The following is a 26,646-nucleotide window of genomic DNA, read 5'->3' on the forward strand; positions in this document are numbered from 1 at the left end:
CGGCGAGGAGCAACCCCGCCTCCTCGCGTACTTTCCTGCATCCCACAGCTTCTGCCGAGCAAAGGTCCGTCATCCCCGCCCACCTCCTCGCACACCGTTTGGGGTCGGTACAGCGCCGCCGGTCCGAAGGATTGGCCACCTCTGACACCGTCGCGTTCCTTGGAACCCCCGTCGTGCTTGCTACGGCCCCAACACCTGAGATTCCGTGTGAGCCGCACTGGCTCCGGATACGTATGACCGCATGAACGATGTGCTAATCGTCTTCAGAAAGTACGGGGGCGCACTGCACTGGAACCATCCCGGCCGCGTGCTCGGTGAGGACGAGCACGGCGTCTGGGTGGACGTGCCCGGCGGGACGTTAGCCCGTAAAGGCGATGCCCCGCCCGTCACCTGGAAGACCCCGGTCACCATGCTGTTCCCCCGAAACGCCTGGTGGACTGCCTCATTTCACATCCCGCCCCACAAGAGCGACCTCTACATCGACGTCACCACGGTCCCGGAGTGGAGAGACGACGAGGTCACCATGCTCGACCTCGACCTGGACGTCATCAGGCTGAGGAACGGACGTCTCATTCTCGACGACGAAGACGAATTCGCCGAGCATCAGCTTCTCTTGAACTATCCCACCGAGTTGATCAAACAAGCGGAAGAATCAGCACGCTGGCTTCTCGACGCAGTCGCGAAAAGGCAGGGCCCGTTCGGCGGAGCGCACTTGGCCTGGCAAGCAAAAGCATCATGAATGCATCAAACTGAGACCTGATCGAAAACCAAGGCTATCATCATCAACACCCTGCTCACACATCACCCGGCGGCCGCAACCAGCCCACTTTCATATGCCGCGATAACGAGCTGCGCCCGATCCCGGGCCTCCAACTTGGCCAGCAACCGGGTGATGTGCGTCTTCACTGTCGCCAGACTCACTTGCAGATGGGCAGCTATCTCGTTATTCGACAAGCCCCTCGCGATCAACATTAACACTTCCTTTTCCCGCTCGGTTACGCCGTTCAGTCCTTTCACCCTCGGCAGAACGGGAGCCCGCGTGAACTCCTCGATCAACCGTCTCGTCACCGCAGGCGCCAGCAGCGCTTCTCCCTGGGCGACCACGCGGACGGCGGCGAGCAGATCCGCAGGCGGCGTGTCCTTCAGGAGGAATCCGCTGGCCCCCGCTCGGAGCGCGTCATACACATAAGCGTCAAGGTCGAACATGGTCACGACGAGCACTCGGGAAACGTCTTTGATGCGACGCGTGGCTTCGATACCGTCCATTTCCGGCATCCGTACATCCATCAACACCACATCAGGCCGTTGCTCCAGCGTGACGGCAACGGCTTCCGCTCCAGTCGCCGCCTCACCCACCACCGTAAGATCAGGCTCAGAATCGACCAGTACGGTAAAGCTCCCCCGAATAAGCGCCTGATCATCGGCGACGACCACGCGAATCACAAAACCTCCCCATAAGGCAATGTCGCGAAAACCCGGAACCCCCGCCCACGACGGCTCCCCGCCTCGAACGTACCGCCGTACATACTGACCCGCTCTCGCATGCCGATCAGGCCATGCCCCGAGCCATCGGACGGCGAGGTGCGTCTCCTCGGGCCGTCATCAAGCACCTCGATCCGCACCTCCTTCTCATCCGCCACCACGGTCACCCGGCACCGAGCAGGTGCGGCGTGCTTGACCACATTCGTGAGCGCCTCCTGCACGATGCGGTAGACCGACAGCCCCACGCCCTCAGGCAGCCGCGCCCAATCCCCCACACGACCAGCCGACGACCCACCGTCCGCAGAACCACCAGCTGCAGAACCGCCAACCGCACGACCTCCGGCCACATGACCTTCAACCATCGAGCTGCCCGCCGCCGCACCACCGGCCCACGACCCACCGTCAGTAGAACCACGAGCTGCAAAGCCCCCGACCGCACGGCCTCCGAGCGCACGACCGCCGGCCACATGACCGTCGACCACCGAGTTGCCCGCCGGCGAACCACCGGCTGAGGAGCCAGCACCCGACGAAGTCGACAAACCACCAGCTACCGGGCCACCGACCGCAGTACCACGGACCGCAGATCCGCCGCCCCCAGAACCGCTGGCCCCGGCGTCGGCGGTCGCCGAGCCGCTGGCCGCCGAACCACCGGCAGCAGCATCCGATGCGAAGTGGAGGTCGAGGTCCACGTCCACCCCCGCCAGCCGTGCCTGCTCCACCAGCCGCTCTATGCCGGCCGGTCCGGGCGCGGGCGCGCGGTCGGGAGCGTCCGACGATCTCAGCACGCCCAGCAGGTGACGCATCTCCACGAGCGCGCTCCGGCTGGCCGTCTCGATCACCCGCAAGGCATCGTGCGCCTCCTGCGGTCTGGACGCCAGAACGTGATTGGCGACCCCCGCCTTGATGGCGATCAGTCCCACGCTGTGCGTGACCACGTCATGCAGCTCACGAGCGAGCCTTAACCGCTCCTCCGTGACGGCCTGCGCCGCCAGCCGCTCGGCCTCACGCGCCGCGTACGACCTACGCTCCTGCACCGCCCTGCCGATCGTCCATGCCCCGCCCAGCGCCCCGATGCCCAGCAGCGGCTGGTCGAGATGGACCACCCAGTCGGGCGCCCCGACTCGCGACGTGCCGGCCACCGTCAGCCCCAGGACGGTGACCAGGCTCACCGCCGCGATGGCCGACGTCGGCACCACCGCGCCGAGCCGGTCAGACAGGGCGACGATGTACAGCGCGTACGCGGGCGCCAGATAGGCAAGTCCCACGGCGCCGACCAGCGCGGCATAGAGGGCGAGCACCAGCGTGAGGCAGAAGACGGGCATGGGAAACACCCTGCGCACGGCGAGCGGCAGCCCTAGCCCGAGCGGAAGGGCCAGCCGCATCCATGGCGGCATCGTGACGGCGTTGACCATGACCGTGAAGAGCAGGAACGCCAGGCACAGCCCCGCGACCAGGTCGAGCACGACCAACTGGCGCCGGCTGAGGCGCCTGGCGAAGAAGGGATGCGTGTCGTTCACGCGTTGAACCGTAGCCGCTGCGGCGGCGTGGCACGTCAACCCAGGGTCTGACCTTGAAGTTCGAACCGTGGTCCGACGCGCCGGCCCGCCGCCGCCCAGCATTCTTTACGCCGTGATCGAACTTCAGCACCTGACGAAGCGCTACGGCTCCATCCTCGCCGTCGACGACCTGTCCTTCACGGTCGAGCCCGGTCACGTCACCGGCTTCCTCGGCCCCAACGGCGCGGGCAAGTCGACCACGATGCGCCTGATCCTCGGGCTCGACGCGCCGACCTCCGGCCAGGCCCTGGTCAACGGCCGCCGATATACGTCGCTGCGCAGACCGATGCACGAGGTCGGCGCGCTCCTCGACGCGGGAGCGGTCCACGGCGGCCGCAGCGCCTACAACCACCTGCTCAGCCTCGCCCTCACCAACGACATCGGCTCCGCGCGCGTCTCCGAGGTGCTCGAGCAGGTCGGCCTCGCGGGCGTGGCTCGCAAACGCGTGGGCGGTTTCTCTCTGGGCATGAAACAGCGCCTCGGCATCGCCGCCGCGCTGCTCGGCGACCCCGGGGTGCTGATGTTCGACGAGCCGGTCAACGGTCTCGACCCCGACGGCGTGCGCTGGATCCGCGACCTCATGCGCGCGCTGGCCGCCGAAGGCCGCACGATCCTGCTCTCCAGCCACCTCATGAGCGAGATGGCCCTCACCGCCGAGCGCATCGTCATCGTGGGCCGGGGCAGGCTCATCGCCCAGGCCACGGTCGCCGAGCTGACGGCCCGCCACCCCTCGCTCGAAGACGCCTACCTCGCCCTGACGGCCGGCAGCGTGCAATACGGAGCTACCCGATGAAGTCGGTCCTCGCTTCGGAGTGGCTGAAGCTCCGCTCGGTTCGCTCGACCTACTACGCGCTTGGCGCGGCAGCCCTCATGGTGGTCCTGGGCATTGGCTGGACGCTCTACGTGCGCGACCTGGCCGGCGTCCGCGGCACGCTGAGCGCCGCCGCTCCCGAGCAGGGCATCCTGCCGCTCCTGCAGATCAGCCTGGCCGTGCTGGGCGTGCTGGCGATCACTTCCGAGTACGCCACCGGCCTGATCCGCACCAGTCTCGTCACGGCCCCCAAGCGCGGTGCCTTACTCCTGGCCAAGGCCGCGGTGGTGGGGCTGGCGACCTTGGTGACGGCCAACGCCGTACTCCTGGTCACCTTCGCCATGAGCCGACTGATCGCGAACGGCCGCCATCTCGGATTCAACGAGGTTTCGTTCGCCGAGAGCTGGACCACTGTGCTCGCCTCTGGCCTGTCGGTGACCGCCCTGGCACTGGTGGGGCTCGGCCTCGGCGCCGCCATCCGCTCCACGGCGGGCGCCATCGCGTCGCTGGTCGCGCTGCTGTTCATCGTGCCGGGGGTGGTCACCTACCTGCCGTCTCCGTGGAACGCGCGCATGGCCTCGGTCCTCCTGCCGAACCTCGCGCCCCAGATCGGCGGTCAGCGTGTGTCCTCGCAGTTAGGAGACGGCTTCCTGCCACCCTGGGCCGCGCTGGCCTTACTCGTCGCATACCCGACCATCGCCCTCGCCGTCGGCTACTCCGCTCTCAAATGGAGAGACGCATGACCGGTGGCCCACCGAACGACCGCTCGTGTCACCACCAGTCCTCGCCTCGGCCCTGACAACCCGCCCTCGCCTAACCCTGTGATGCCCGGCGTATACCCGGCCCTGTGACCATGCGGCCCAACGCACACCTGCATACGACAACTCGACGCGCACCCGCACGTGACGATCGACACACGCCCGCACGTGATCACCCAACGCACGCCCGCACGCGACGACCCGACATACGCCCGCGCATGTCCGCCCCGCGCATACCTGTGCGTAAGAACCCGCAGACGCCCTGCCCCGCTTACGACCGACGCGCTCCCTGTTCCCTGATAACTCAGCAGACCCTGCTCACCCTGACGACGGAGTGGATGCGCAATGAGCGTTCTGACCTCTGAATACCTGAAAATGCGGTCGGTCCGCTCGACCTACCTGACCGTCGGACTGGCCCTCAGCACCATCCTCCTGGGCCTCGCGCTCGCCGTCACGGTCGCGGGCACGTACGACGCCGCCTCACCCGGGCGGCAGGCCATCGCCAGGATCGCGTACCTGGAAGAGGTGTTTGTGATCGTCCCTCAGCTGGCGATGGGCGTCCTCGGCGTGCTGGCCATGACGTCCGAGTACACGACGGGCCTGATCAGAACGAGTTTCGCGATCGTGCCCCGCCGCTGGCCCCTGCTGGCAGCCAAGGCGGCGACCGTCACGGTCCTGTCCCTGGTCATCGGAGCAGTGGCGGTCTTCGGCACGTACGCGGCGGTCAGGAGTGCGATCGGCGACCGATTCGCCGGCGCTTACGCCTCCGCCTTCGGCGACCGGCTACCGCTCCTGATCGCGCTCACCTTGACGGTGCCCGTGTTCGCGCTGCTCGGCCTCGGATTGGGGGCGCTCCTGCGCTCACCGGCGGCCGCGATCGCCGTCGTCGCAGGTCTCGTCTACGTGTTGCCGATCATCATCGGCAACCTCCCCGAGCCCTGGAGCGAGACCCTCGGGTCACTGATGATCGGCGCGTTGCCCCGCCAGCTCATCGGCGACAGCAACGCCTCCTCGGTCTACGGCTCATTGCTGTCCCCGCTGGGAGCAGCCGCCGTCATGATCGGCTACGCGGCCGTCCCGCTTATCGCCGCCACCGTACTGGTACGCCGAAGGGACGTCTGACATGCGCAACCACCAGGCGGCGCGCAAGCCGCCGGCCCCCGGGCGGGTACGGCAGGCGAAGACACCTGCCGTACCGTCCGGAGGCTCACACCTCGAGCACCACCGGGATGATCATCGGCCGACGGCGGTAGGTGTCGCTCACCCAGCGACCCACCGTACGCCGCACGACCCGGCGGATCTCCTGCGTGTCGATCACGCCGTCCGCGGCCTTCTCCTCCAGGGCCCGCTGGATCTGCGGGATGAACCCGTCGAACTGCACCGGGTCGATGCCCGACCCACGCGCGTGGATCTCCGGCCCCGCGGTGAGCTTGCCGGTGTTGGAGTCGACCACGACGACCACGGAGATGAACCCCTCGTCGCCGAGGATCCTGCGATCCTTCAGGGACGTGTCGGTGATCTCACCCACGGACGAGCCGTCGACGTAGACGTATCCGGCGTGAACGGCGCCCGCGATCCGCGCCCGCCCGTCGACCAGGTCCACCACGACGCCGTCCTCGGCGATCACGATGTGGTCCTCGGGCACGCCGGTGAGCTCGGCCAGCTTGGCGTGCGCCCGCAGGTGACGCCACTCGCCGTGCACGGGCATGAAGTTGGAGGGACGCGTCAGGTTGAGCACGTACAGCAACTCGCCCGCGGCCGCGTGACCGGAGACGTGTACCTTGGCGTTGCCCTTGTGCACGACGCGGGCGCCCCACCTGGTCAGGCCGTTGATGACCTTGTTGACCGCGGTCTCGTTGCCGGGCACCAGCGACGAGGCCAGCAGCACCGTGTCACCCGCGGCGATGCGGATGGGGTGATCGCGGTTGGCCATCCGCGACAGTGCCGCCATCGGCTCGCCCTGGGAGCCGGTGCAGATCAGCACCACGTCTTGGGGCGGCCATTCCTCGATGTCGCGGGAGTCGACGATCAGCTCCGGCGGCACCTTGAGATAGCCGAGGTCGCGGGCCACGCCCATGTTGCGCACCATCGACCGTCCGACCAGCGCCACCTTGCGGCCGTGCTTGGCGGCGGCGTCCATGACCTGCTGGATGCGGTGCACGTGCGAGGCGAAGCTGGCGACGATGACGCGCTGCTCGGAGGTGCGGATCACCTCGTCGATGACGGGCGCGATCTCCCGTTCGCTGGTGACGAACCCCGGCACCTCGGCGTTGGTGGAGTCCGACATCAGCAGGTCGACGCCCTCGGAGCCGAGTCTGGCGAAGCCGCCGAGGTCGGTGAGGCGACCGTCGCTCGGCAACTGGTCCATGCGGAAGTCGCCGGTGTGCAGGACGATGCCGGCGGGAGTCCTGATGGCGACGGCCAGAGCGTCGGGGATGGAGTGGTTGACCGCGAGGAACTCGCAGTCGAAGGGCCCGAACACGTGCCGCTCACCTTCGACGACCTCGCGTTTGACGGGCTGGATGCGATGCTCCGTCAGCTTGGCCTCGATCAGCGCGAGGGTGAGCTTGGACCCGATGAGCGGAATGTCGCGCCGCTCGCGCAGCAGGTACGGCACCGCCCCGATGTGGTCCTCGTGGGCGTGCGTCAGCACCACGGCTTCGACGTCGTCGAGCCGGTCCCTGATGTATTCGAAGTCGGGCAGGATGAGGTCGACACCCGGCTGGTCGGGCTCGGGGAACAACACCCCGCAGTCGACGATCAGCAGGCGGCCCTCATACTCGAAGACGGCCATGTTCCTGCCGATCTCCCCCAACCCGCCGAGCGCGACGATGCGCAGGCCGCCCTCAGGCAGCGCCGGCGGGGGGCCAAGCTCAGGATGCGGATGGCTCATGCCCGGCCCCCATGGTCAGATCTTGTTCTCAAAACTCCCGGTTCCTCCCCGTTCCTAGGTATCTGTCAACTTCACCCCGCCGGCCACCAGGCAAGCACGCAGCTCGGCGATTTGCTTCTCCGTGGCGTCCACGAGCGGCAGCCGTACCGGACCGGCCGGCATCCCCACCAAGCTCAGTGCCGCCTTTGCCATGATCGCGCCGCCCGCACGCAGCATGATCCCGTCCACGACGGGAGTCACCTGGTTGTGCAGGGCCAGGGCCTGCGCGACGTCGCCGCTCTTGTGCAGCTCGATCATGCGGGCCAGCTCGGCCCCGACCACATGACCGACGACACTCACGAAGCCGGCCGCCCCCAGGGAGAGCCAGGCCAGGTTGAGCAGGTCGTCGCCGGAGTAGAACTTCAGGTCGGTCGAGATCATCACCTGGCTGGCGGCGAACAGGTCGCCCTTGGCGTCCTTCACAGCCACGATGCGCGGGTGCTGCGCCAGGCGCAGCAAAGTCTCAAGTTTGATCGGTACGCCACTGCGTCCCGGAATGTCGTACAGCATCACCGGCAGGTCGGTCGCGTCGGCGACGGCGGTGAAGTGCTGGTACAGCCCCTCTTGCGGCGGCTTGTTGTAATACGGCGTCACCACGAGCAGGCCGTGGGCGCCGGCGCGGGCCGCCTGCTTGGCGAGCTCGACGCTGTGACGAGTGTCGTTGGTCCCCGCCCCCGCAACCACGGTCGCGCGGTCGCCGACCGCGTCCAGCACAGCGCTGACGATGCGTTGCTTCTCCTCGTCGGAGGTGGTGGGCGACTCACCGGTCGTCCCGTTGACGATCAAACCGTCGTTTCGCTGCTCGTCCACCAGATAGGTGGCAAGACGTCGCACAGCCGCGTAATCGACCTCACCGTCGGGGGTGAACGGCGTGACCATCGCGGTCAGCATACGGCCGAAGGGCGCGTCGGTGGTTCCAGTTGGCGATGCCATAGTGCGAACGCTACCCGGATTCAGAAATCCATTGGACGTCGCCACCCCGCTTCGCCTGCCCGGAGCCGTGTTTTGCCCCCTTTCGCCAGCATCTGTACGCCTCAGCGCACGACACCGGACAACTCAGCCGACCGTTGCGACGCATCGCCGTGGCCGACCTCACTCCCTCAACGCAGGTTACCTGGCACCCAGACCACCTACGCCACCGTGGCACTCACCCACGATCCCGATCGCTTGTGCGCTCCGCCCTTGCGAAACGGTCTAACCAGCCCGCATCGACATGAAGCCAGCCCCTTATGGGTGCGCTCCAGCTGAAACCGGCGTGTGCCTCGCTACTCGGGACCCCGCATCCCGAGCCGGTGCAGCACCACGCGAAGCAATCCTCTTGGGCATGACCGCTCAAGGGAGTGATCACTTAGGCATACGCATCCCCTCGCGTACGGAAGGGGACAAGGAGGCGCGGACGTACTGGGACAGGCCTCGACATGGCGGACGGCCGATGCGGCGGGGCTGAGCCGAGGGTCAAGAAGACCTTGGCTTCGAACCAAGAAAAGGTGGTCTCACCTGGCCGTACGTCACTAAGGTAGGCGGCGGTCAGGCAAGGCCGACATGGAAGAGGTCGCCGATATGTGCTCGGGGGTACACACATCGACGACCTCTATCGGAGAATCGGCCGGCCTTACACCGGCGTTACAGGGTTTCTCCGATAATTTTCCGCCATCGCAAAGTTGGGGCTCCAGCGTCCTTCGATGACGGTCGGTTACCTGCCGAATACGGCAACATGGGGCAACGCCTCACACGAACCCCCAGGGATGGACTAGTGGCCACCTCAGATCCGGTCTACCTGCGTGTCGTCGAAGACATTCGGCGACAGATCACCGACGGCACCCTTCCCCCCGGCGCGCCCATTCCTTCGCGGGCGCAGCTGACCCGCAAATATCAGGTCGGCGAGACCGCCGCCCGTCATGCGTTGCGCGTCCTCGCGGGCGAGGGCCTCATCATCGGCCGCGTTGGCTCGGGACATTACGTCCGAGAACGTCCCGACCTGACCGCGCTGCATCGATGGCGTTTCCTCGATCATCCGGCCCCCTTCGCGGCCGACCTGCAATCGCAGGGCAGACGCGTGACGTGGGACTGGCACAGCGAGCTCACCGAAGCCGGCCCTGACATCGCCCGGCGGCTCCGGTTGCCCGAGACAGCGACGCTGAGCAGGACCCGCTATGTCTTCCGCGGCGACGGCCGGCCGCTCCAGCTCGCCACGTCGTACGAGATGCGGGAGTTCGCCTCCCACAGCGACGAGGACCGGCGGGGATTCGTCACGCGGATGTACGCGCACGGCATAAAGATCACGGAGATCGTCGAAAGCGTGCACACCCGCATCCCGCGGCCGGTGGAGAGCGACGTTCTCGACCTGGCGGCCGGCGTGCACGTGCTGCACGTGGAGCGTACGCATTGGGCGGGCGACCGGCCGGTGGAGACGAGCGACATCGTCATCCCGGGCGACCGATTCCGGGTCATGTACAGCATGCCCGTCTAGAACGGTGAGCTCCGGGCGAGCACCTTCTCTCTCGCCCGGAGCTCCCCACCTCGGTACTCATCCACGCGATACTTTCCATGCCGTCACCCAAGCGGCTTCTGGACCACCCTGCCGCGCAACCCTCCGTACCCTCTTCGGGAACACACCGGGACGCACTGCGCGCAGCGGCTCCAAGATCCTGCCTCAGGCGACACCGAGAGACGCTTCGTCTCCGGTCGGGCCGAATACCCCGCCGCACCGGCCCCTGGCCGGGCAATGACCTCGCATGGCCACGACCTCCACGCGCACGCATAGGCCCTTGCGGACCTTTTCTCGAGCGTGCGCCTCGCTAGCCATGCTCCGCCCGTCGTTGACACCGCCGCCGACCGCACTTTCAAGAAACTTGGCGGCCACGCCGGTCCCTGCTCCGAGCCGCCCTGACCAGCCGGGCTCCTTCATGCAGAGCCCAGCTCTTCGTTACGTGTCCTGAGCCGGGACACCTATCTCCCCGGCAACGCCACTTTCGCTGCTGCCCTCTGAACCGGAGCGCGGCCCATCCCTCCTGGCGGACGTCTGACTTCGAGCGGCGTCGCGGCTGACTCGGGACAGATGGACCGCGGAGGCAGTCGTGGGCTACGCGACGCGAGGTGCGCAGTGGCGCGGGGATGACCGATGCGGGCCTGCCGCTGACCCTATACCGAGGAAGTACCTGTGATTCAGCTTGGGCACCTGGACCTCGGCGCGGGCGGGCGGACACAACCCCGCACGACCAGGCACGCACGGCGCGGGACGGGCACCACCGCACACGGAAGCGGGCGAGCAGAGCGCCGAGAGCACGCGAGGATGCACAGCCGCAACGGTGTACGGCGCAAGAGGGCCGGCGCAGCGCGAGAAGGTTACGCCCACGGAGGAGCGCGGGAGTTTGACCTGCTCACAGGCACGGCGCCGGGGAAATGGTGACGGCCATCGCGTGATCCTCCGAAGGCGCAATTAAAGATCGAAGGGAACCACGTGATGGCCGCGACAACAGTGTGCCGCCTGACCTCCGACTGGCGCAGCAAATCGGGACCGGGGACCCCGACTTGTTGCGGTCCACGGTGAAGACCATGACCGAGACATTGAGGTCGACCGGGGCCGACCACCTGTACGGCGCCGACTGCAGCAGCGACGCGAAGGCGCTCGGTGCGCGACGTGCGACTGCAACGTGCGACTGCGACGTGCGTCGCGCACCGTGCGACGTGCAACGTGCCACCTGCCACCCGCCACCCGCCACCCGCCACCTGCGACGCACGACGCACGACGTGCGGTGTGCGGTGTGCGGTGTGCGGTGTGCGACCTGCGACGCGTGATGCGCGGCGCGCGGTATGCGCCCGCCGCCGGCAGGCGCTCGGTCCCCGCGTCCCCTCACATCCCCTCACGTCCGCGCGCCCCCACCCTCCGCAGTCCTCGCACCCCGGAGGTCCTCGCACGCCAGCGCCCGGTCGCCCTGCCATCAGGCTCCAAGCCCCTTGGGCCGCGCGCCCTCGGCGCGTCCCGGCCTATGCGAGCCACGACTCTTTGCTGCGCGTTCTCAAGCGACGCCGAGTCCTTTCGATCTTGCGTTCCCTGAGGGCCAGATCAGTGGGATGCGCCGCAGGCAGGGGTGTCCACGACGGCCTGGAGGACGGGGTTTCGGTGGGTGGGGTGGGAAGCTGCCGATGGTCGGGATTGGGGTGTTTGTGCAGGTCAGGGATTGTCGGTGGGTGTTGATAGAACGGGGGCGGAGGTTGTCGATGCGAGTCAAAGACCTGTCCAAGGGTGATCGGCCGCGCGAACGGCTCATGGCCAGTGGGGCCGCCGCGCTGGCCGATCGTGAGTTGCTGGCCGTGCTGCTCGGTTCCGGGTTTCGGGGAGCCAGCGCGCTCGACCTGGCCAGCCAGGTGATCGAGCACTGTGGGGATCTCGATGGGCTCAGCCGTTCGGATCCGCACCGGTTAATCACGTTGCCCGGGATCGGGCCGGCCAAGGCGGCGCGGGTGACGGCGGCCTTTCATCTCGTACGCCGAGCGGAGGCGTGGCCCGAGCGCGAACGCATCACCAGCACGTCCGACCTCGCCCACGCCTGCGCGCCGCTGCTCCACGACCGCACCCAGGAGCGGCTGGTCATGGTGGCGTGCGACACCGGTGGGCGGGTGCTCAAGCGGGCGGTGCTGACCGAGGGCGGCAGCGATCACACGGTCATGCCCATACGCGAGGTGATCAGGGAGGTGCTGACGGCGGGCGGCGCGGTGTTCGGGCTCGCTCACAACCATCCGGGCGGGTCACTCGATCCGAGTCCAGAAGATCTGGAGGCCACGGCCCGGCTGCTCGAGGCGGCGGACACGGTCGGATTGCGGCTTCTCGACCACGTGATCATCTCGGGTGCGGCTTGGAGGCGCATTCCGCTATAAATCAAATTCCCATCGGACGATGGAGGCAGGTTTCCACAAACGGCATGATCCCGCGTATAGCGTCGAACGGCAGTTTTCCAAGGGATGACCATGAGAATCTAATCGCGCGGGTAGGCCGTTATGGACGTCAGCCGGCCGATACTCGCCGTGGACATGGTGCCATGCCCCCTTGAAGTCGCACGGGGCCATGTCCATGGTCCTGCGTGTGATCCCGGGTGAAGCCCGATCCTCGTAAGTGAGGTCTGGGCAGGCGCGTTGCCCGGGATCATGCGCGGACACGCGGGGTGCGTGGGCGACGGCTGCTGTGGGCGTGTCATAGTCAGCGGTCTCCGGTGCACAGTGCTGGGCCATGGCGCGTACCAGGCACCCACTGCACCCTTGTCACCGGGCGGGTGGCGACCCCGTCCGGTGACACTGCGTCAATCGACCCTCTCCACAAGGTCCGCAACAGAAAGTCGGAGCCACCGGTCAGGAAGCTCTTCACCGGAGGCCGTTCAGAGGGCAGACTGTTGTCCGCGGCCATCGCGCTCGATGTCCTCCGAACTGCGTCTTCAGAGGATCGCGATGGCCGTCACCATTTTTCCGCCATTTTGCACTGCCCGTGCGTAATCTGATATGTACGCATGTGCCTGGCTGGTGGATATAAGTGCCGCTCCGTCCACTGACTGCCAGATATCAATGTCCGCGAATGCCCCATCGGCGCGGTCGGCGGTATTCTTCCGATACCTGCCACGCGGTTCGGCGCTCGCCAGATGTTTTTCTTTCAGGTTCGCGGATTTCCTGCGCCGGTGCGATCCAACAGTCACACTAGTGATCGCGGCCACCGTCATTCTCCCTCACCGTGAATCGTTGCTTACGCAGGGTTTGTGCGGTGGCCGCGCTACTGTGCGATTGCTACCTCGGCAGCATCTGCCCCCTCGGACGTCGGCATCTGGACGGCCGCCGTTGGGCGTCAACCAGGCGCGCCGCAACCGCCCGGCTTGCATGGGGTGCGGGGAGACTCATCGCGGACTAGGGCAAGAGTGTCGGGTAGTCGAACCGCTGACCGAGGCGGGCTCACGCGGCCTGAACCGCCGGCTGAGGCAGAGGCGCAGGCAGTCGAACCGCCGACTGAGGCAGAGGCGCGGGCGGCCGAACCACTGGCCGAGGCAGGGGGCGTCGTCTTAGCGACGGGCGGTGTCCGGTTCGGTCCTTGGTGGGCGGAAGTTCCGGTTGAGGACGATTGTAGAATCCCCGGCGTGCTGGATCGCGGGGGTCGTGTTCCCCTCTACGTGCAGGTTGCTGACCTGCTTCGCGATCGGATCGAGCGTGGCGAGCTCAAGGCCGGCGAGCCTGTGCCCAGCGAGGCCGCACTCCAGAAGGATTACCTCATCGCCCAGACCACCGCTCGGCGGGTAGCGCGGGAGTTGCGGGCGCGAGGGCTGGTGTTCACGGTCAGTGGGGAAGGGACGTTCGTTGGGCGGCCTGGTACGCCTCGGGCGTTCGTACATATGCCGATTTACCGTAGGATCGCTGCGGATATTGTCGAGCGCATCGAGCGCGGGGATATTGCGCCCAACCGGGCTATTCCCGGGGAGCGGGTATTGATGCGGCGATATGGGGTGGCGAAGGTCACCGTACGGCAGGCTGTTGCGTATCTTCGAGAACACGGCTGGGTGGTCACTGTGCCATATCAGGGCAGCTACGTGACTACCCCTGAGAAATGGCCCATACGTTCTGGTTCTTGATTGGCCTTCCCGCTGCCTCGCCGTTGGATATTCTTGGGCCGTGCTGAATCGCGAGGGCGCCAGGTATCTTTATCTCCAGATCAGCGAGGTCATCAGGTCGCGCATCATCGCCGAACTGTCGCCTGGAGATGTGGTTATCAGCGAGGCGGGGATCCAGCGGGAGTTCAACGTCGCGCGTACGACTGCACGCAGGGCCATTCGCGTGCTACGTAATCAAGGGCTGGTCCATACCCGGCAAGGTCAGGGGACATTTGTCAGCGTTCCGGGTGAACTTCAGCCTGTGGGGCGGGATAAGCCGCTTTATCGGCATATAGCCGGGGAGATTCGGGAGCGGATCAAGGCCGGTGATCTGGCCGCCAGGCAGCAGATTCCCAGTGAGGTCACGTTGGTGCGGTCGTACGAGGCCGCTCGTGAGACCGTGCGGCGGGCTATTGCGCTGCTGCGCGACGAGGGGTGGGTGTACAGCGTTCCGCACCGTGGGACTTACGTCTCCCCGGAAGAGCAATGGCCGTCGACGACGGCCGGCAACTGACGGTCAGGGACGGTCAGGGACGGGACCGGCAAATGACGGTCAGGGACGCGACCACCGGAGCACCGCGTCAAGGGTTGGTGATGCCGCCGGCGAGCCGGGCTGTTGCGGCGCCAAGCTCGGCACGGCTCACCTGAGCAGGGCTGGCGCAGCCCAGGGGCCGAGCCAGGCGCACTATGGGGCCCGCACAAAGCACAGCAACATGCATCGTGCGGGGCAGGTGGAGAGAGGAGACGCCCTGTGGGGGCGTCCGAAAGCACTGAACGGCAGCGCGGGGCGGTGGCCGGGGGCGGTGGGCCCGGAGCGGCGGGTTGGGGGCGGCGGGTTGGGGGCGGCAGCGCGGGCAGAGCCGGGCCTGGGCAGAGCCGGGCTGGGCGACGGCCGAGGTGGGGCGGCAGCGCGGGTCCCAAGGGCCGGGCAGCAGCACACAGGGGGCGGCGGGCCCGGGCAGGGCCGTGGCCGCGCGGCAAGGCCGAAGCGGCGCGGCAAGGCGGGAACGGCGCGGGGCCTCAGCGTCGGGCGGCAGGGCGGGCCCGAAGGGCGGGGCAGCAGCACAAGACGGCGGGCCCGGGCAAGGCCGGAGCGGCGGGGGCAAGGCCGGAGCGGCGGGGGCAAGGCCGGAGCGGCGCGGGGCAAGGCCGGAGCGGGCATCCGTTGGGAAGCGGGCATCCGTTGGGAAGCGGGCATCCGTTGGGACACGCGGCAGCGCTGAGCCTCAGGGCCAGGCGGCAGCACGGGACGCCAGCACGGCAGCGCGAGACGCCCGGGAAGAGGTCGGTGAGCCGTAGGGCGGGGTGTGGTGAGGGAACTGATGTGGCTGGGTGTGGGCGGTGGTGAGGGCTGGAGGGGCTTCCGGGTGGGTGCGGTGAGGGCTGGAGGGCTGGTCAGAGGAGGCGGAACCAGAGGCAGACCACGGGGGTCGAGCCGGTGACCTCCACCCCGTACGCCCGCCAGAACCCCACATGCGACTCCCCCCACTCAGCCACAGACGCGTAGCCTTCGCCTTCGGCGTTCGCGAACTCCCAGCTCACCTCAGCGAACGGCACCACCTCGACCCGGGTGATCTCGATCTCCCCCACGCGCTCCCCCGAGTCGCCGACGAGGGCGAGGCGTTCGCCGACGTGCTCGATCTCCTCCCCCTCAGCCTCGTAGTCGAGGGTCAGGAGCCCGGCGGTCGCGGTCTTGTGACCGGAGAGCACGAGGTCGGTCAACCGGGTACGAAGTTCGCCGGGCGTACCAAGCTCAAGGACCCGCAGTCCGTCCTTCCGTGGCCACATGACGTCGATGTTAGAAGACGGGGATGATGTCCTCAGGATCGACGACGTCCACCTGCACACCCTCAAGGTCGAGTTCGGGGATGGCGGGAAAGGCGATGCCCCAGCGTTCGACGATGGAGCGGACGCGGGCCATGGCCAGGCGCCAGTTCTCGGCCTGCTCCTCGTACGACAGCACCCCCAGCCCCGCCTGCCTGGCATGGTCGATGAGGACGCGGTGGTTGGCCAGGAAGTACGGCGGCAGCTCCCAGAACCCCTCGGGCGGCTCCCAGAGGATCATGCTGAGGAACACGAACCCGGCTCTGAGCTGCCGGGTGATCAGGTCCCGGGTGTCGTCGGTGAGGCCGGGCCACTCGTTCTCCAGGATGGTCATGCAGATCTGGAGGTGGCGGGACTCGTCGCGCCCGATGCGCTGGAACATCTCGCCGAAGACGGGATGCCGGGTGCCGGAGGCCATGCCGCGGAAGAGCGTCGAGGCGGCCATCTCGCCCATCATGAAGCTGGTGAACAGCACCGGCAGCGAATATCGGCCGACGGCGGCGGTGTAGCCGTTCCAGTAGCGGCCGCCGTTGTGGTAGAGCCAGCCGATGTTGTTGTGGGCGGCGGCTTCGAGGTCGTCGGACGGCGTCCAGTCGAGGGGACCGCCGGGCCACAGGCGGGCGATGGTGCGCTGGCAGCACTCCTCGTGGTTCATCTCGTCGCGGGTGATCGAGAAGAAGCACTTCCTGACCGGGTCCTCCTCGTGCTTCTCGAACGCCTGGACGGTGGCGCGGGCGAAGACGGCGGGCCCTGAGGCGTCGAAGTTGGCGAGCACGGCGAACCAGTACATGATGCCCAGCCGCTGCTCGCGGGTGAACGCGGCGGGGTCGAGGGCGTCCCAGGGCAGGTCGGCGGGGTTCCAGACGACGCGCTTGGACTTCTCGTAGATGGCGGCGAGCTTCTCGGTCTCGACCCGCCACTCCATCGGGTAGATGTTGGGCTGCGGGATGTCCGGAGCCGGCCAGAAGCCGCCTTCCGGGATCGTGAGGTCGGCCATGGTTGTGACACCTCCTCTCCCATCCTGCGACTGAGGCGTCACGCGTGGCAAGGACGCCGCGCCAGACCTGGTGATCATGGGGGCAGGCGCGCGCAGTAGAGTGACGGCATGCCGTTCTCCACGGAGCTCGTACGCGACTTCGTGAACACCTTCGACGTCGAAACCCAGACGGACGAGCTGTCCTCCCCGGCGGAGCTGGCCCTGTGGCTGCGCGAGCGCGACCTGGCCGGCCCCCACGACCGGGCGACCGACGACGACCTGCGGGCCGCGCACGAGTTGCGTGAGAGCCTGCGGGCGGCGCTCAGGCGCGAGGCGGCCGACCTGCCGGGGCTCCCCCTGCGGGTGGTGGTGACTCCGGAGGAGGGTCCTGGTCTGGCGCCGGTGGCGGACGGTGTTTCGGGCGGGCTGGCGCGGATCGCCGCGGCGGCCGTGACGGCGTCGTGGGACCGGCTCAAGGTGTGCGCGGAGGGAACCTGTCAGTGGGCGTTCATCGACTCGTCGAAGAACCGTTCCCGCTCGTGGTGTTCCATGCGGGTTTGCGGCAACCGCACCAAGACACGCGCTTACCGGGCGAGGAAGCGGGGTTCGCGTCGTCCTCAAGGGTCAAACACCGATACGGTGTAACTCGTGCCTTGTGGCATGAACGGCAGGCGAAGGAGCGGGCCGAGATGGCAGACGTAGGCGTCCGGGCGGCCCGGCGCGAGGATGTGCTCCAGGTTGCGAATACTCAGATCCGCGCCTGGCGCTACGGCTATCGGGATTTCCTCCCCGAAGGTCCACTCGAGCAGATGACCGGCGCGGCGGCGGAGAAGATGTGGCTGCGCCAGTGGGACGAGGCGATCGTCGCCCCGCCCAGCCCCATGCACCGGGTGCTGGTCGCGGTGGAGACCATCCTCGACACCGAGGGCTTCCCCGCCCTCGGCGCGGGGGGCAGCGCCGCTCTGGTCACTCCTCGTGGTGGTGAGCGCGTGGTGGGTCTGGCCTCCCATGCGCCGGCCGAGGATCCCGACCTCGATCCCAGCGTGACGGCCGAGATGCTGACACTGCTGGTCGATCCCGACTTCGTACGCCGCGGTCACGGCAGCCGCCTGCTCAACGCCACCGTCGACTACCTGCGCGAAGACGGCTTCCGGCAGATCGTCACCTGGGCGTTCGCCGACAACTACGCTGTGCTCGGCTTCCTGGAGTCGGCCGGTTGGGGCGAGGACATGGCAGAGCGCGTCCTCGACATGGGCCGCCCGATCAGGATGGTCAGGCTCAGGACCGACATCAGCTAGAGGTTTGAGGACAAAGATGGCAACCCCCGGCCAGTGGATCGCCGGCGCCCGTCCCCGCACGCTCCCCAACGCCATCGTGCCCGTCATGGTGGGCACCGGCGTGGCGATCGGCGAGGGCGGCTTCGTGTGGTGGCGGGCCGTCCTGGCGCTGCTCGTGGCGCTGGCCCTGCAGATCGGCGTCAACTACGCCAACGACTACAGCGACGGCATCCGCGGCACCGACGACCAGCGCGTCGGCCCGATGCGGCTGGTCGGCTCGCGGGTGGCGCCGCCGAGGCAGGTGCTGGCGGCGGCGCTCGGCTGTTTCGCCGTGGCGGCGGTGCTGGGGCTCGTGCTGGTGCTAGTGACGCAGGCATGGTGGGTGCTGCTGGTGGGCGCGGCGGCGATCGCGGCCGCCTGGTTCTACACCGGCGGCAAGCGCCCGTACGGCTACCGCGGGCTCGGCGAGCTGGCCGTGTTCGTGTTCTTCGGCATCGTGCCGGTGGTCGGCACGGCGTACGTGCAGACAGAGCAGCTGAGCTGGGCGGCGCTGATCGCGTCGATCCCGGTGGGCCTGCTGTCGTGCTCGATGCTGGTGGTCAACAACCTGCGCGACGTCGGCACCGACGGCGAGTCGGGCAAGCGCACGCTCGCCGTACGGCTGGGCGCCGAGCGCACCCGTGCGCTCTACGTCGCCTGCCAGGTCGTCCCCTACTTCGTGGCGCTGACGATGGTGCCGTTCACGCCGTGGGCGGCGCTGGTGCTGCTGAGCGCGCCGCTGGCGGTGCTGCCGGTCAGGGCGGTGTTGGGCAAGGCGGTGGGCCCCGCGCTCATCACGGTGCTACAGCAGACGGGCAAACTGCAGATGGCGTACGGCGCCCTCTTCGCGGTGGGGCTGGCCCTCGTCTTCTGAGGCGTCTTCTAGGGTGGGACCGTGAAGGATTTCATCGCCGGTCTGCCGAAGTGCGAGCTGCACCTGCACATCGAGGGCACGCTGGAGCCCGAGCTGAAGTTCGAGCTGGCCAGGCGTAACGGCCTGGAGCTGCCGTACGCGTCGGTCGAGGAGATGCGGGCGGCCTACACCTTCGACAGCCTGCCGTCGTTCCTGACGATCTACTACGAGGGCATGCGGGTGCTGCGCACCGAGCCCGACTTCTACGACCTGGCCATGGCCTACCTGCGCAAGGCGGCGAGCCAGAACGTCCGCTACGCGGAGATCTTCTTCGACCCGCAGGCGCACACCTCGCGCGGTGTGCCGTTCGACGTGGTGATCAGGGGGCTGCGCAGGGCGCTGCTCGACGCGTACGCACAGCTCGGGCTGCGGGCCCAGCTCATCATGTGCTTCCTGCGCGACTTCCAGGCCGAGTACGCGATGGCGACGCTGCTGGAGTCGCTGCCGTACAAGGAGTGGATCGCCGGCGTGGGCCTCGACTCCGACGAGAAGGGCAACCCGCCGCGCAAGTTCGCGGCCGTCTACGAGCGGGCCAGGCAGGAGGGCTACCTGCTGACCATGCACTGCGACGTCGACCAGGACGACGCCGCCGAGCACATCAGGCAGGCGATCGAGGACATCGGCGTCGACCGCATCGACCACGGCGTCAACATCCTGGAGGACCAGCGGCTGGTCGAGAAGGTGCTGGCCAGGGGCACGGGGCTGACGTGCTGCCCGGTCTCCAACGGCTACGTGACGGACTCGATGAAGGCCGAGGGCATCCGCAAGCTGATGGACCTCGGGGTGCGCGTGACGATCAACTCCGACGATCCGGCGTACTTCGCCGCGTACGTGACGGAGAACCTCCTTGCCCTGCACGACGCGCTCCAGCTCACCCGTGAGGAGCTGGCCGGGCTGCAGCGCAACGCGTTCGAGATCACCTGGCTGCCCCGCCACCTCAAGGACTCCTACCTCGCCGAGGTGGACGCCTACCTCTCGTGAGCTAGCCTAGGTCACCGAGCGCCGCCGACGAGTGCGAGGGATCATGGCCGAACGGGCCGGCGTGCCCACCGACATCGCGGAGTTCGAGCAGGCACTCGCCGAGTGCGTCGCCATCGCGGGGCGGGCGATGCCCGACTCCCCCATGCTGAGCATCGTGCTGTGCCGCGACGGCGAGATCCCCACGGTCGCCTGCTCCGACAGTGTCGCCGAGCTGCTGGACGGCCTGCAGCGGGCCACGGGGCAGGGGCCGGTGCTCGACGTGATCAGGGACGGCGGTCCCGTGACGTCCGACGATCTGCGGGCCGAGTCGCGCTGGCCGCGCTTCTCGGCGGCGGCCGGGCAGGTGCGCGGGGTGCACTGCGAACCGCTGGAGTCGGCGGGTGTGCTGCTCGGCGTGCTGACGCTCTACGCGAGCCGTCCCGGCGGGTTCGCCGACGAGACGTGGACGGCGATGCGGGTGACGGCGGCGCACGTGGGGGTGCTGTTCCGTGCGGCGCTCGACGTGGCGCGCATGCGGGAGGTGGCCGGGCAGCTCAAGGAGGCGCTGACCACGCGCGGAGTGATCGACCAGGCGCTCGGCATCGTCATGGCGCAGCGCCGGTGCACCGCGCGGCAGGCGTTCGAGCTGTTACGGCAGATCTCGCAGGACCGCAACGTCAAGGTGCACCAGATCGCCGCCTCGATCGTGGAGAAGGTGAGCGGCGAGCCGCCCCTCCGCTCCCGCTTCGAAGAACCCCCACAGAAGACATCAGGCTGACCAGACGGCGCGGCGCCCCCACGACGCGTGCCGAATGACAACAAGCACCGCATCACGACAAGTGCCGCATCACGACGCGGGGCGCGAGTTCGATGCCCAGGTCCCGCTCATGCGCGACCAGCGCCCGCAGCTCGGGCCCCCACGCGCTCTCGGGCAGCACGGAGAAGCCGTGGCGGGCGTACCAGGGGCCGTTCCACGGCACGTCCCTGAACGTCGTCAGCGTCACGCCGGGCGCCCCGCAGGCGCGCGCGTGGTCGATCACCGCCGCGACGAGCCGCCCGCCGATGCCCTGGCGCATGCGCTCGGGACGTACGGCGAGCTGGTCGAGATGCACGCACCCGTCGACCTCGCCGATGAGCGCGAACCCGTCGGGCGGCGCTCCCTCGACCAGCACCGCGTGCGGGTCGGCGACCTCTTCGATCATCGTCGTGCCCGGCGGGAACACGATGCCCACCTGCTCGAACAGCCGGTCGGCGGCCAGCTCGATCGGCACCAATCCGGCCAGCTCATCCGCCTCGGCCCATCGCACCATGGCGACACGATCTCATGTCAGGAGCGTAGGTCGCCGCTCATATTAGGGTTGAAGATCGTAGGCCCGGCTGTGCGGAGCTGGGACCCTCTCCTCACGACGTGCCCACGTCCGCGTGTGCGAGGCGTGGGCACGTCGTGTGCACCTGGCTAGAGGTCGAGCAGGCGCTCCAGGCCCACCGTGAGGCCGGGCAGCTCGCGCACCCGCCGCACGCCGAGCAGCACGCCGGGGGTGAACGCGGCGCGGCTCATCGTGTCGTGGCGGATGGTCAGCGTCTCGCCGTCGCCGCCGAGCAGCACCTCCTGGTGGGCGATGAGCCCCGACAGGCGCACGGCGTGGACGTGGACGCCACCGACGTCGGCCCCGCGGGCGCCGTCGAGCGCGGTGCTGGTGGCGTCGGGCATCGACCCGAGCCCGGCCTTGGCACGGGCCTCGGAGATCAGCTCAGCAGTGCGCCGGGCCGTGCCGGACGGCGCGTCGGCCTTGTTGGGGTGGTGCAGCTCGACGATCTCGGCCGACTCGAAGTAGCGGGCGGCCTGCTGCGCGAAGTGCATCATGAGCACGGCCGCGATGCCGAAGTTGGGGGCGATGAGGCAGTTGGTGCCGGGGTTGGCGGCGAGCCAGCCCCGCACGGTCTCGAGCCGTCCCTCGTCGAAACCGGTGGTGCCCACCACCGGGTGGACGCCGTGGCCGATCGCCCATTCGAGGTTGCCCATCACCACGTCGGGATGGGTGAAGTCGACCACCACCTCGGCGCCGGCGAGCCCCTCGATGGAGTCGTCCTTGTCGAGCGCGGCCACCAGCTCCATGTCGGCTGCCGCCTCGACCGCCTTGCACACCTCGACGCCCACACGTCCCTGGGCGCCCAGCACACCTACCCTGATCACAGGGCGAGCCTATCGTGCCGCCGCCCCGCCGATGCCGGACCGGGGGGCGGCGGCGCGCGTCTCAGCGGATCGCGTCGCTGAAGTCCTTGTCGCCGTACGGGCCGATGACGGCCAGCGTGAGCGGCCGGTTGAGCACGTCGGCGGCGATCTCGGTGATCTCGTCGGGGGTGACGGACTCGATGCGCGCGAGCACCTCGTCCACCGACATGAGCTCGTCGTAGACCAGCTCGTTCTTGCCGATGCGGGACATGCGCGAGCCGGTGTCCTCCAGGCCGAGCACGAGCCCGCCGCGCATCTGGCCCTTGCCGCGCATGATCTCGTCGGCGGTGAGCCCTTCGGCCACCACCCTGGACACCTCGTCGCGGCAGATCTTCAGCACGTCGTCGATCTTCGAGGGCAGACAGCCCACGTAGATGCCGAACTGGCCGGTGTCGGCGTAGGCCGAGGTGTAGCTGTAGGCGGAGTAGGCCAGGCCGCGCTTCTCCCTGATCTCCTGGAAGAGCCGCGACGACATGCCGCCGCCGAGCGCCGCGTTGAGCACGCCGAGGGCGAACCTGCGGTCGTCGGTGCGGGACAGGCCCGTCGTGCCGAGCACGAGGTTGGCCTGCTCGGTGGGCCGGTCGAGCACCGCGACGCCGGACCGCGTCGCGGCGCCGGGGCCGCTGGTGCGCGGCGGCTCGAACTCGGCGGGGCCGCTCAGCGCCCCCGCCCGCTCGTACGCCCTGGCGACCAGCTCGACGACCTCTTCGTGCCTGACGTTGCCCGCCACCGACACGACGGTGCGGCGCGGCAGGTAGAAGCGGTGGTAGTACTCGGCGATGCGCTCGCGCCCGAGCGCGTTGATGGAGTCGACCGTGCCCAGGATGGGCCGGCCGATCGGCGAGTCGCCGTAGAGGGTGGCGGCGAACTGCTCGTGCACCACGTCGGAGGGGTCGTCGTCGTGCATGGCGATCTCTTCGAGGATCACGCCACGCTCGGACTCGACGTCGTCCTCGGTCACCAGCGAGCTGGTCACCACGTCGGCGAGCACGTCGACCGCGACCGGCAGGTCCTCGTCGAGGACCCGCGCGTAGTAGCAGGTGTACTCCTTGGCGGTGAAGGCGTTGATCTCACCGCCGATGCCCTCGATGGAGGCGGAGATCTCCATGGCGTCGCGCGTCGGAGTGCCCTTGAACAGCAGGTGCTCAAGGAAGTGGGTGGCCCCCATGTGCTCGGGAGCCTCGTCGCGCGAGCCGATGCCGACCCACATGCCGACCGCGACGCTCCGCACGGTCGGCATGGTCTCGGTCACCACGCGCAGCCCACCCGGGAGGACGGTGCGCCTTACCACCCCGGCTCCGTCCTTGCCGGGGTGCAGCGTGGTCGTGGTCACGAGTTCCGGTCGTCTCCCTCGGAGGAGCCGCGGGAGCTGCGCACGCGGGTGCGGGTGCGGCGCGGGCGCTCGGACTTGTCGTCGGCGTCCGGGGCGGCGGGCGCCTCGGACTGCTCGGGAGCACCGCCGTCGGCGGCCTTGGCCTCCTTCTCGGCGGCCTCCTTCTCGATGACCTCGACCGGCACCAGCGAGAGCTTGCCGCGGCCGTCGATCTCGGCGATCTCGACCTGGATCTTCTCGCCGACGGCCATGACGTCCTCGACGTTCTCGATGCGCTTGCCGCCGTGCAGCTTGCGGATCTGGGAGACGTGGAGCAGGCCGTCCTTGCCCGGCATGAGCGAGATGAACGCGCCGAAGGCGGCGATCTTGACGACCGTGCCCAGGTAGCGCTCGCCCACCTCGGGCATGTGCGGGTTGGCGATGGCGTTGATCGCCGAACGGGCGGCCTCGGCGGACGGCCCGTCGGTGGCGCCGATGTAGATCGTGCCGTCGTCCTCGATGGTGATCTCGGCGCCGGTGTCGTCCTGGATCTGGTTGATCATCTTGCCCTTCGGGCCGATGACCTCGCCGATCTTGTCGACCGGGACCTTGATGGTGATGATGCGCGGCGCGGTCGGGTTCATCTCCGCCGGGGAGTCGATCGCCTCCTGCATCACGTCGAGGATCGCCAGGCGGGCGCCCTTGGCCTGCTTGAGCGCGCCGGCGAGGACGCTCGCGGGGATGCCGTCGAGCTTGGTGTCGAGCTGCAGGGCGGTGATGACGTCCTTGGTGCCGGCGACCTTGAAGTCCATGTCGCCCATGGCGTCCTCGGCGCCCAGGATGTCGGTCAGCGTGACGTAGGTGTCGCCCTCGCCGATCAGGCCCATCGCGATGCCGGCGACCATCTCCTTGAGCGGCACACCGGCGTCGAGCAGCGCCATGGTGGAGGCGCAGACCGAGCCCATCGAGGTCGAGCCGTTGGAGCCGAGCGCCTCCGACACCTGCCTGATCGCGTAGGGGAACTCCTCACGCGTGGGCAGCACCGGGATCAGCGCCCGCTCGGCCAGCGCGCCGTGACCGATCTCGCGGCGCTTGGGCGAGCCCACCCGGCCGGTCTCACCGGTGGAGTAGGGCGGGAAGTTGTAGTTGTGCATGTAGCGCTTGGTCCGCTCGGGGTTGAGCGTGTCGATGACCTGCTCCATGCGCAGCATGTTGAGCGTCGTGATGCCGAGGATCTGGGTCTCGCCGCGCTCGAACAGCGCCGAGCCGTGCACCCGGGGCACCACGTGGACCTCGGCCGACAGCGCGCGGATGTCCTTCGTGCCGCGGCCGTCGATGCGCACGCCCTCCTTGACGACGCGCTCGCGCATGAGCTTCTTCATCACCGAGCGGAACGCGGCGGAGATCTCCTTCTCGCGGCCCTCGAACTCGGGCAGGAGCTTCTCGGCGGCCAGCGCCTTGACCTTCTCCAGCTCGTTCTCGCGCTCCTGCTTGCCGGCGATGGTCAGCGCGGCGGCAAGCTCGGTCTTGATCGCGGCCTCGACGGCGGTGTAGACGTCGTCCTGGTAGTCGAGGAAGATCGGGTATTCGGCGGTCTCCTTGGCGGCGACCTGCGCGATGCGGGACTGCGCCTCGCACAGCACCTTGATGAACGGCTTGGCCGCCTCGAGGCCCTGCGCGACGGTCTCCTCGGTCGGGGCGACCGCGCCGTCGGCGACGAGCTTGAGCGTGTCCTTCGTGGACTCCGCCTCGACCATCATGATCGCGACGTCGCCGTCGTCGAGCACCCGCCCGGCCACGACCATGTCGAACGTGGCCCGCTCAAGCTCGTGGTGGGTCGGGAAGGCCACCCACTGGCCGTCGATCAGCGCCACCCGGACGCCGCCGATGGGGCCCGAGAAGGGCAGCCCGGCGAGCTGGGTGGACAGCGACGCGGCGTTGATGGCGACCACGTCGTAGAGGTGGTCGGGGTTGAGCGCCATGACGGTGGCGACGACCTGGACCTCGTTGCGCAGGCCCTTGACGAACGACGGGCGCAGCGGCCGGTCGATCAGCCGGCAGGTGAGGATCGCGTCCTCGGAGGGACGGCCCTCGCGGCGGAAGAACGAGCCGGGGATGCGGCCCGCGGCGTACATGCGCTCTTCGACGTCGACCGTCAGCGGGAAGAAGTCGAACTGCTCCTTCGCCGTCTTGGACGCGGTCGTCGCCGAGAGCACCATCGTGTCGTTGTCGAGATAGGCGACGGCGGAACCCGCCGCCTGGCGCGCGAGCCGACCGGTCTCGAACCGGATCGTACGCGTACCGAACGAGCCGTTGTCTATGACGGCTTCAGCAGTGTGGACACCCTCCACGGGGGACCTCCTTGTGGTCGGTCACCCGCGCCCTTTTCTCACCGGCACCCTCGTTAGGTGCAGCGCCGGTCTTCGATCGAAGCGCCCGGTCAAGTGCGTTCTTACCGGAAGCCACTACCGAGGACCGGCCCGCAGGCGTCGCGGGTCGCATGGTGCTGAGCGGACGCGGGGGCTGTGTGTCTCGGATCTTCAGTTGTACGCCAGGCGCGGGGCGGTTTTCACGCCGCCACGCGCCCTGCGATGGGTCCTACCCCATATGAGAAGGGAGCGGCGCGCAGGCCGCTCCCTCGTCATGTTATCGGCGCAGACCGAGCCGCTCGATGAGCGAACGGTAGCGCTGGATGTCGACCTTCTGCAGGTACTTCAGCAGGCGGCGCCGGCGACCCACGAGCAGCAGCAGACCACGACGGCTGTGGTGGTCGTGCTTGTGCGTCTTGAGGTGCTCGGTCAGCTCGCTGATGCGCTTGCTGAGCAGCGCGATCTGCACCTCGGGCGACCCGGTGTCGCCCTCGGTCGTCGCGTACTCGTCGATGATGGACTTCTTGGCAGCGGTGTCGAGGGACACGGCTCTCCTTCGATCTACGGACACGCGCGAATGA

General features: G+C 68.4%; 24 protein-coding genes and 1 pseudogene. 13 read left to right on the plus strand and 12 right to left on the minus strand.

Annotated elements, in window-relative coordinates; genetic code table 11:
* Positions 1-241: 241 nt before the first annotated feature.
* Complete coding sequence (locus ACFFR3_RS20965) at positions 242-739, plus strand: DUF402 domain-containing protein (protein ID WP_364383124.1); 498 nt, start codon at positions 242-244, stop codon at positions 737-739.
* A 62-nt stretch (positions 740-801) separates the two neighbouring features.
* On the opposite strand, the gene ACFFR3_RS20970 is transcribed toward ACFFR3_RS20965, so the two are convergent.
* Together ACFFR3_RS20970 and ACFFR3_RS20975 are read right to left on the minus strand one after the other, a co-directional pair.
* On the minus strand, positions 802-1,443 hold the full coding sequence (locus ACFFR3_RS20970) for a response regulator (protein WP_364383121.1): 642 nt from the start codon (positions 1,441-1,443) through the stop codon (positions 802-804).
* The gene (locus ACFFR3_RS20975) at positions 1,440-2,999 is read right to left on the minus strand and encodes a sensor histidine kinase (protein ID WP_379483670.1); all 1,560 of its coding nucleotides are present in this window, start codon (positions 2,997-2,999) and stop codon (positions 1,440-1,442) included. Before ACFFR3_RS20975 ends, ACFFR3_RS20970 begins: the two co-directional genes overlap by 4 nt.
* Before the next feature lie 112 nt (positions 3,000-3,111).
* Between ACFFR3_RS20975 and ACFFR3_RS20980 the strand changes: the two are divergent.
* The 3 genes and pseudogenes from ACFFR3_RS20980 to ACFFR3_RS20990 form a co-directional block, all read left to right on the plus strand.
* A pseudogene (locus ACFFR3_RS20980) lies at positions 3,112-3,762 on the plus strand (ABC transporter ATP-binding protein); the annotation flags it as partial.
* 65 nt (positions 3,763-3,827) lie between these two features.
* The gene (locus ACFFR3_RS20985) at positions 3,828-4,592 is read left to right on the plus strand and encodes an ABC transporter permease (RefSeq protein ID WP_364383114.1); all 765 of its coding nucleotides are present in this window, start codon (positions 3,828-3,830) and stop codon (positions 4,590-4,592) included.
* Positions 4,593-4,952: 360 nt separating this feature from the next.
* On the plus strand, positions 4,953-5,729 hold the full coding sequence (locus ACFFR3_RS20990) for an ABC-2 transporter permease (protein ID WP_379483671.1): 777 nt from the start codon (positions 4,953-4,955) through the stop codon (positions 5,727-5,729).
* 85 nt (positions 5,730-5,814) lie between these two features.
* Here the strand turns inward: ACFFR3_RS20990 and ACFFR3_RS20995 are convergent, their stop codons facing one another.
* Positions 5,815-7,500 (minus strand): ribonuclease J, encoded by a 1,686-nt coding sequence (locus ACFFR3_RS20995; protein ID WP_345398725.1) that lies wholly within the window; start codon positions 7,498-7,500, stop codon positions 5,815-5,817.
* Between the two features lie 54 nt (positions 7,501-7,554).
* Positions 7,555-8,472, minus strand: coding sequence for a 4-hydroxy-tetrahydrodipicolinate synthase (dapA, locus tag ACFFR3_RS21000; RefSeq protein WP_364383108.1), 918 nt, complete (start codon positions 8,470-8,472; stop codon positions 7,555-7,557).
* A 781-nt stretch (positions 8,473-9,253) separates the two neighbouring features.
* Between dapA and ACFFR3_RS21005 the strand changes: the two genes are divergently transcribed.
* On the plus strand, positions 9,254-10,009 hold the full coding sequence (locus ACFFR3_RS21005) for a GntR family transcriptional regulator (RefSeq protein WP_379483672.1): 756 nt from the start codon (positions 9,254-9,256) through the stop codon (positions 10,007-10,009).
* Between the two features lie 1,751 nt (positions 10,010-11,760).
* Positions 11,761-12,417 carry a JAB domain-containing protein gene (locus ACFFR3_RS21010; RefSeq protein ID WP_345398716.1) on the plus strand — a complete coding sequence of 219 codons (657 nt, stop codon included), beginning with the start codon at positions 11,761-11,763 and terminating at the stop codon, positions 12,415-12,417.
* A gap of 551 nt (positions 12,418-12,968) precedes the next feature.
* On the opposite strand, the gene ACFFR3_RS21015 is transcribed toward ACFFR3_RS21010, so the two are convergent.
* Complete coding sequence (locus tag ACFFR3_RS21015) at positions 12,969-13,247, minus strand: hypothetical protein (protein WP_379483673.1); 279 nt, start codon at positions 13,245-13,247, stop codon at positions 12,969-12,971.
* Positions 13,248-13,655: 408 nt separating this feature from the next.
* Here ACFFR3_RS21015 and ACFFR3_RS21020 point away from each other — a divergent pair, with 408 nt between their 5' ends.
* A complete protein-coding gene (locus ACFFR3_RS21020; protein WP_379483674.1) occupies positions 13,656-14,144 on the plus strand; it encodes a GntR family transcriptional regulator in 489 nt (162 codons plus the stop codon).
* Between the two features lie 40 nt (positions 14,145-14,184).
* Positions 14,185-14,676 carry a GntR family transcriptional regulator gene (locus ACFFR3_RS21025; protein ID WP_379483675.1) on the plus strand — a complete coding sequence of 164 codons (492 nt, stop codon included), beginning with the start codon at positions 14,185-14,187 and terminating at the stop codon, positions 14,674-14,676.
* 881 nt (positions 14,677-15,557) lie between these two features.
* Here ACFFR3_RS21025 and ACFFR3_RS21030 read toward each other — a convergent pair.
* Together ACFFR3_RS21030 and ACFFR3_RS21035 are read right to left on the minus strand one after the other, a co-directional pair.
* A complete protein-coding gene (locus ACFFR3_RS21030) occupies positions 15,558-15,884 on the minus strand; it encodes an ASCH domain-containing protein (RefSeq protein WP_379483676.1) in 327 nt (108 codons plus the stop codon).
* A 76-nt stretch (positions 15,885-15,960) separates the two neighbouring features.
* A complete protein-coding gene (locus tag ACFFR3_RS21035; RefSeq protein WP_379483677.1) occupies positions 15,961-16,983 on the minus strand; it encodes a hypothetical protein in 1,023 nt (340 codons plus the stop codon).
* 108 nt (positions 16,984-17,091) lie between these two features.
* On the opposite strand from ACFFR3_RS21035, the gene ACFFR3_RS21040 reads away from it, so the two are divergent.
* The 5 genes from ACFFR3_RS21040 to ACFFR3_RS21060 are packed head-to-tail and all read left to right on the plus strand — an operon-like array spanning position 17,092 to position 20,929.
* Entirely contained in the window at positions 17,092-17,607 is a 516-nt protein-coding gene (locus ACFFR3_RS21040; RefSeq protein WP_379483678.1) for a CGNR zinc finger domain-containing protein, read from the plus strand.
* Positions 17,608-17,651: 44 nt separating this feature from the next.
* A complete protein-coding gene (locus ACFFR3_RS21045) occupies positions 17,652-18,260 on the plus strand; it encodes a GNAT family N-acetyltransferase (protein ID WP_345398692.1) in 609 nt (202 codons plus the stop codon).
* 16 nt (positions 18,261-18,276) lie between these two features.
* Positions 18,277-19,152 carry a 1,4-dihydroxy-2-naphthoate polyprenyltransferase gene (locus ACFFR3_RS21050; RefSeq protein ID WP_345398689.1) on the plus strand — a complete coding sequence of 292 codons (876 nt, stop codon included), beginning with the start codon at positions 18,277-18,279 and terminating at the stop codon, positions 19,150-19,152.
* A gap of 21 nt (positions 19,153-19,173) precedes the next feature.
* A complete protein-coding gene (locus tag ACFFR3_RS21055) occupies positions 19,174-20,172 on the plus strand; it encodes an adenosine deaminase (RefSeq protein ID WP_345398686.1) in 999 nt (332 codons plus the stop codon).
* Positions 20,173-20,215: 43 nt separating this feature from the next.
* Positions 20,216-20,929 (plus strand): GAF and ANTAR domain-containing protein, encoded by a 714-nt coding sequence (locus ACFFR3_RS21060; protein ID WP_379483679.1) that lies wholly within the window; start codon positions 20,216-20,218, stop codon positions 20,927-20,929.
* A 52-nt stretch (positions 20,930-20,981) separates the two neighbouring features.
* On the opposite strand, the gene ACFFR3_RS21065 is transcribed toward ACFFR3_RS21060, so the two are convergent.
* The 5 genes from ACFFR3_RS21065 to rpsO all read right to left on the minus strand — a co-directional run bounded on the left by ACFFR3_RS21065 (position 20,982) and on the right by rpsO (position 26,612).
* Positions 20,982-21,461, minus strand: coding sequence for a GNAT family N-acetyltransferase (locus ACFFR3_RS21065; RefSeq protein ID WP_379483680.1), 480 nt, complete (start codon positions 21,459-21,461; stop codon positions 20,982-20,984).
* 146 nt (positions 21,462-21,607) lie between these two features.
* Positions 21,608-22,345, minus strand: a complete 738-nt coding sequence (dapB, locus tag ACFFR3_RS21070) for a 4-hydroxy-tetrahydrodipicolinate reductase (RefSeq protein WP_364383076.1) — start codon at positions 22,343-22,345, stop codon at positions 21,608-21,610.
* A gap of 61 nt (positions 22,346-22,406) precedes the next feature.
* Complete coding sequence (locus ACFFR3_RS21075; RefSeq protein ID WP_364383073.1) at positions 22,407-23,717, minus strand: M16 family metallopeptidase; 1,311 nt, start codon at positions 23,715-23,717, stop codon at positions 22,407-22,409.
* Positions 23,714-26,047, minus strand: a complete 2,334-nt coding sequence (locus tag ACFFR3_RS21080) for a polyribonucleotide nucleotidyltransferase (RefSeq protein ID WP_345398670.1) — start codon at positions 26,045-26,047, stop codon at positions 23,714-23,716. Before ACFFR3_RS21080 ends, ACFFR3_RS21075 begins: the two co-directional genes overlap by 4 nt.
* A 295-nt stretch (positions 26,048-26,342) precedes the next feature.
* Positions 26,343-26,612: a 30S ribosomal protein S15 gene (gene rpsO / locus ACFFR3_RS21085; protein WP_345398667.1), complete on the minus strand. Its 270-nt coding sequence runs from the start codon at positions 26,610-26,612 to the stop codon at positions 26,343-26,345.
* Positions 26,613-26,646 lie beyond the last annotated feature (34 nt).

Source organism: Nonomuraea salmonea (assembly GCF_042428605.1).
In the GTDB taxonomy this organism is placed as follows: domain Bacteria; phylum Actinomycetota; class Actinomycetes; order Streptosporangiales; family Streptosporangiaceae; genus Nonomuraea; species Nonomuraea salmonea.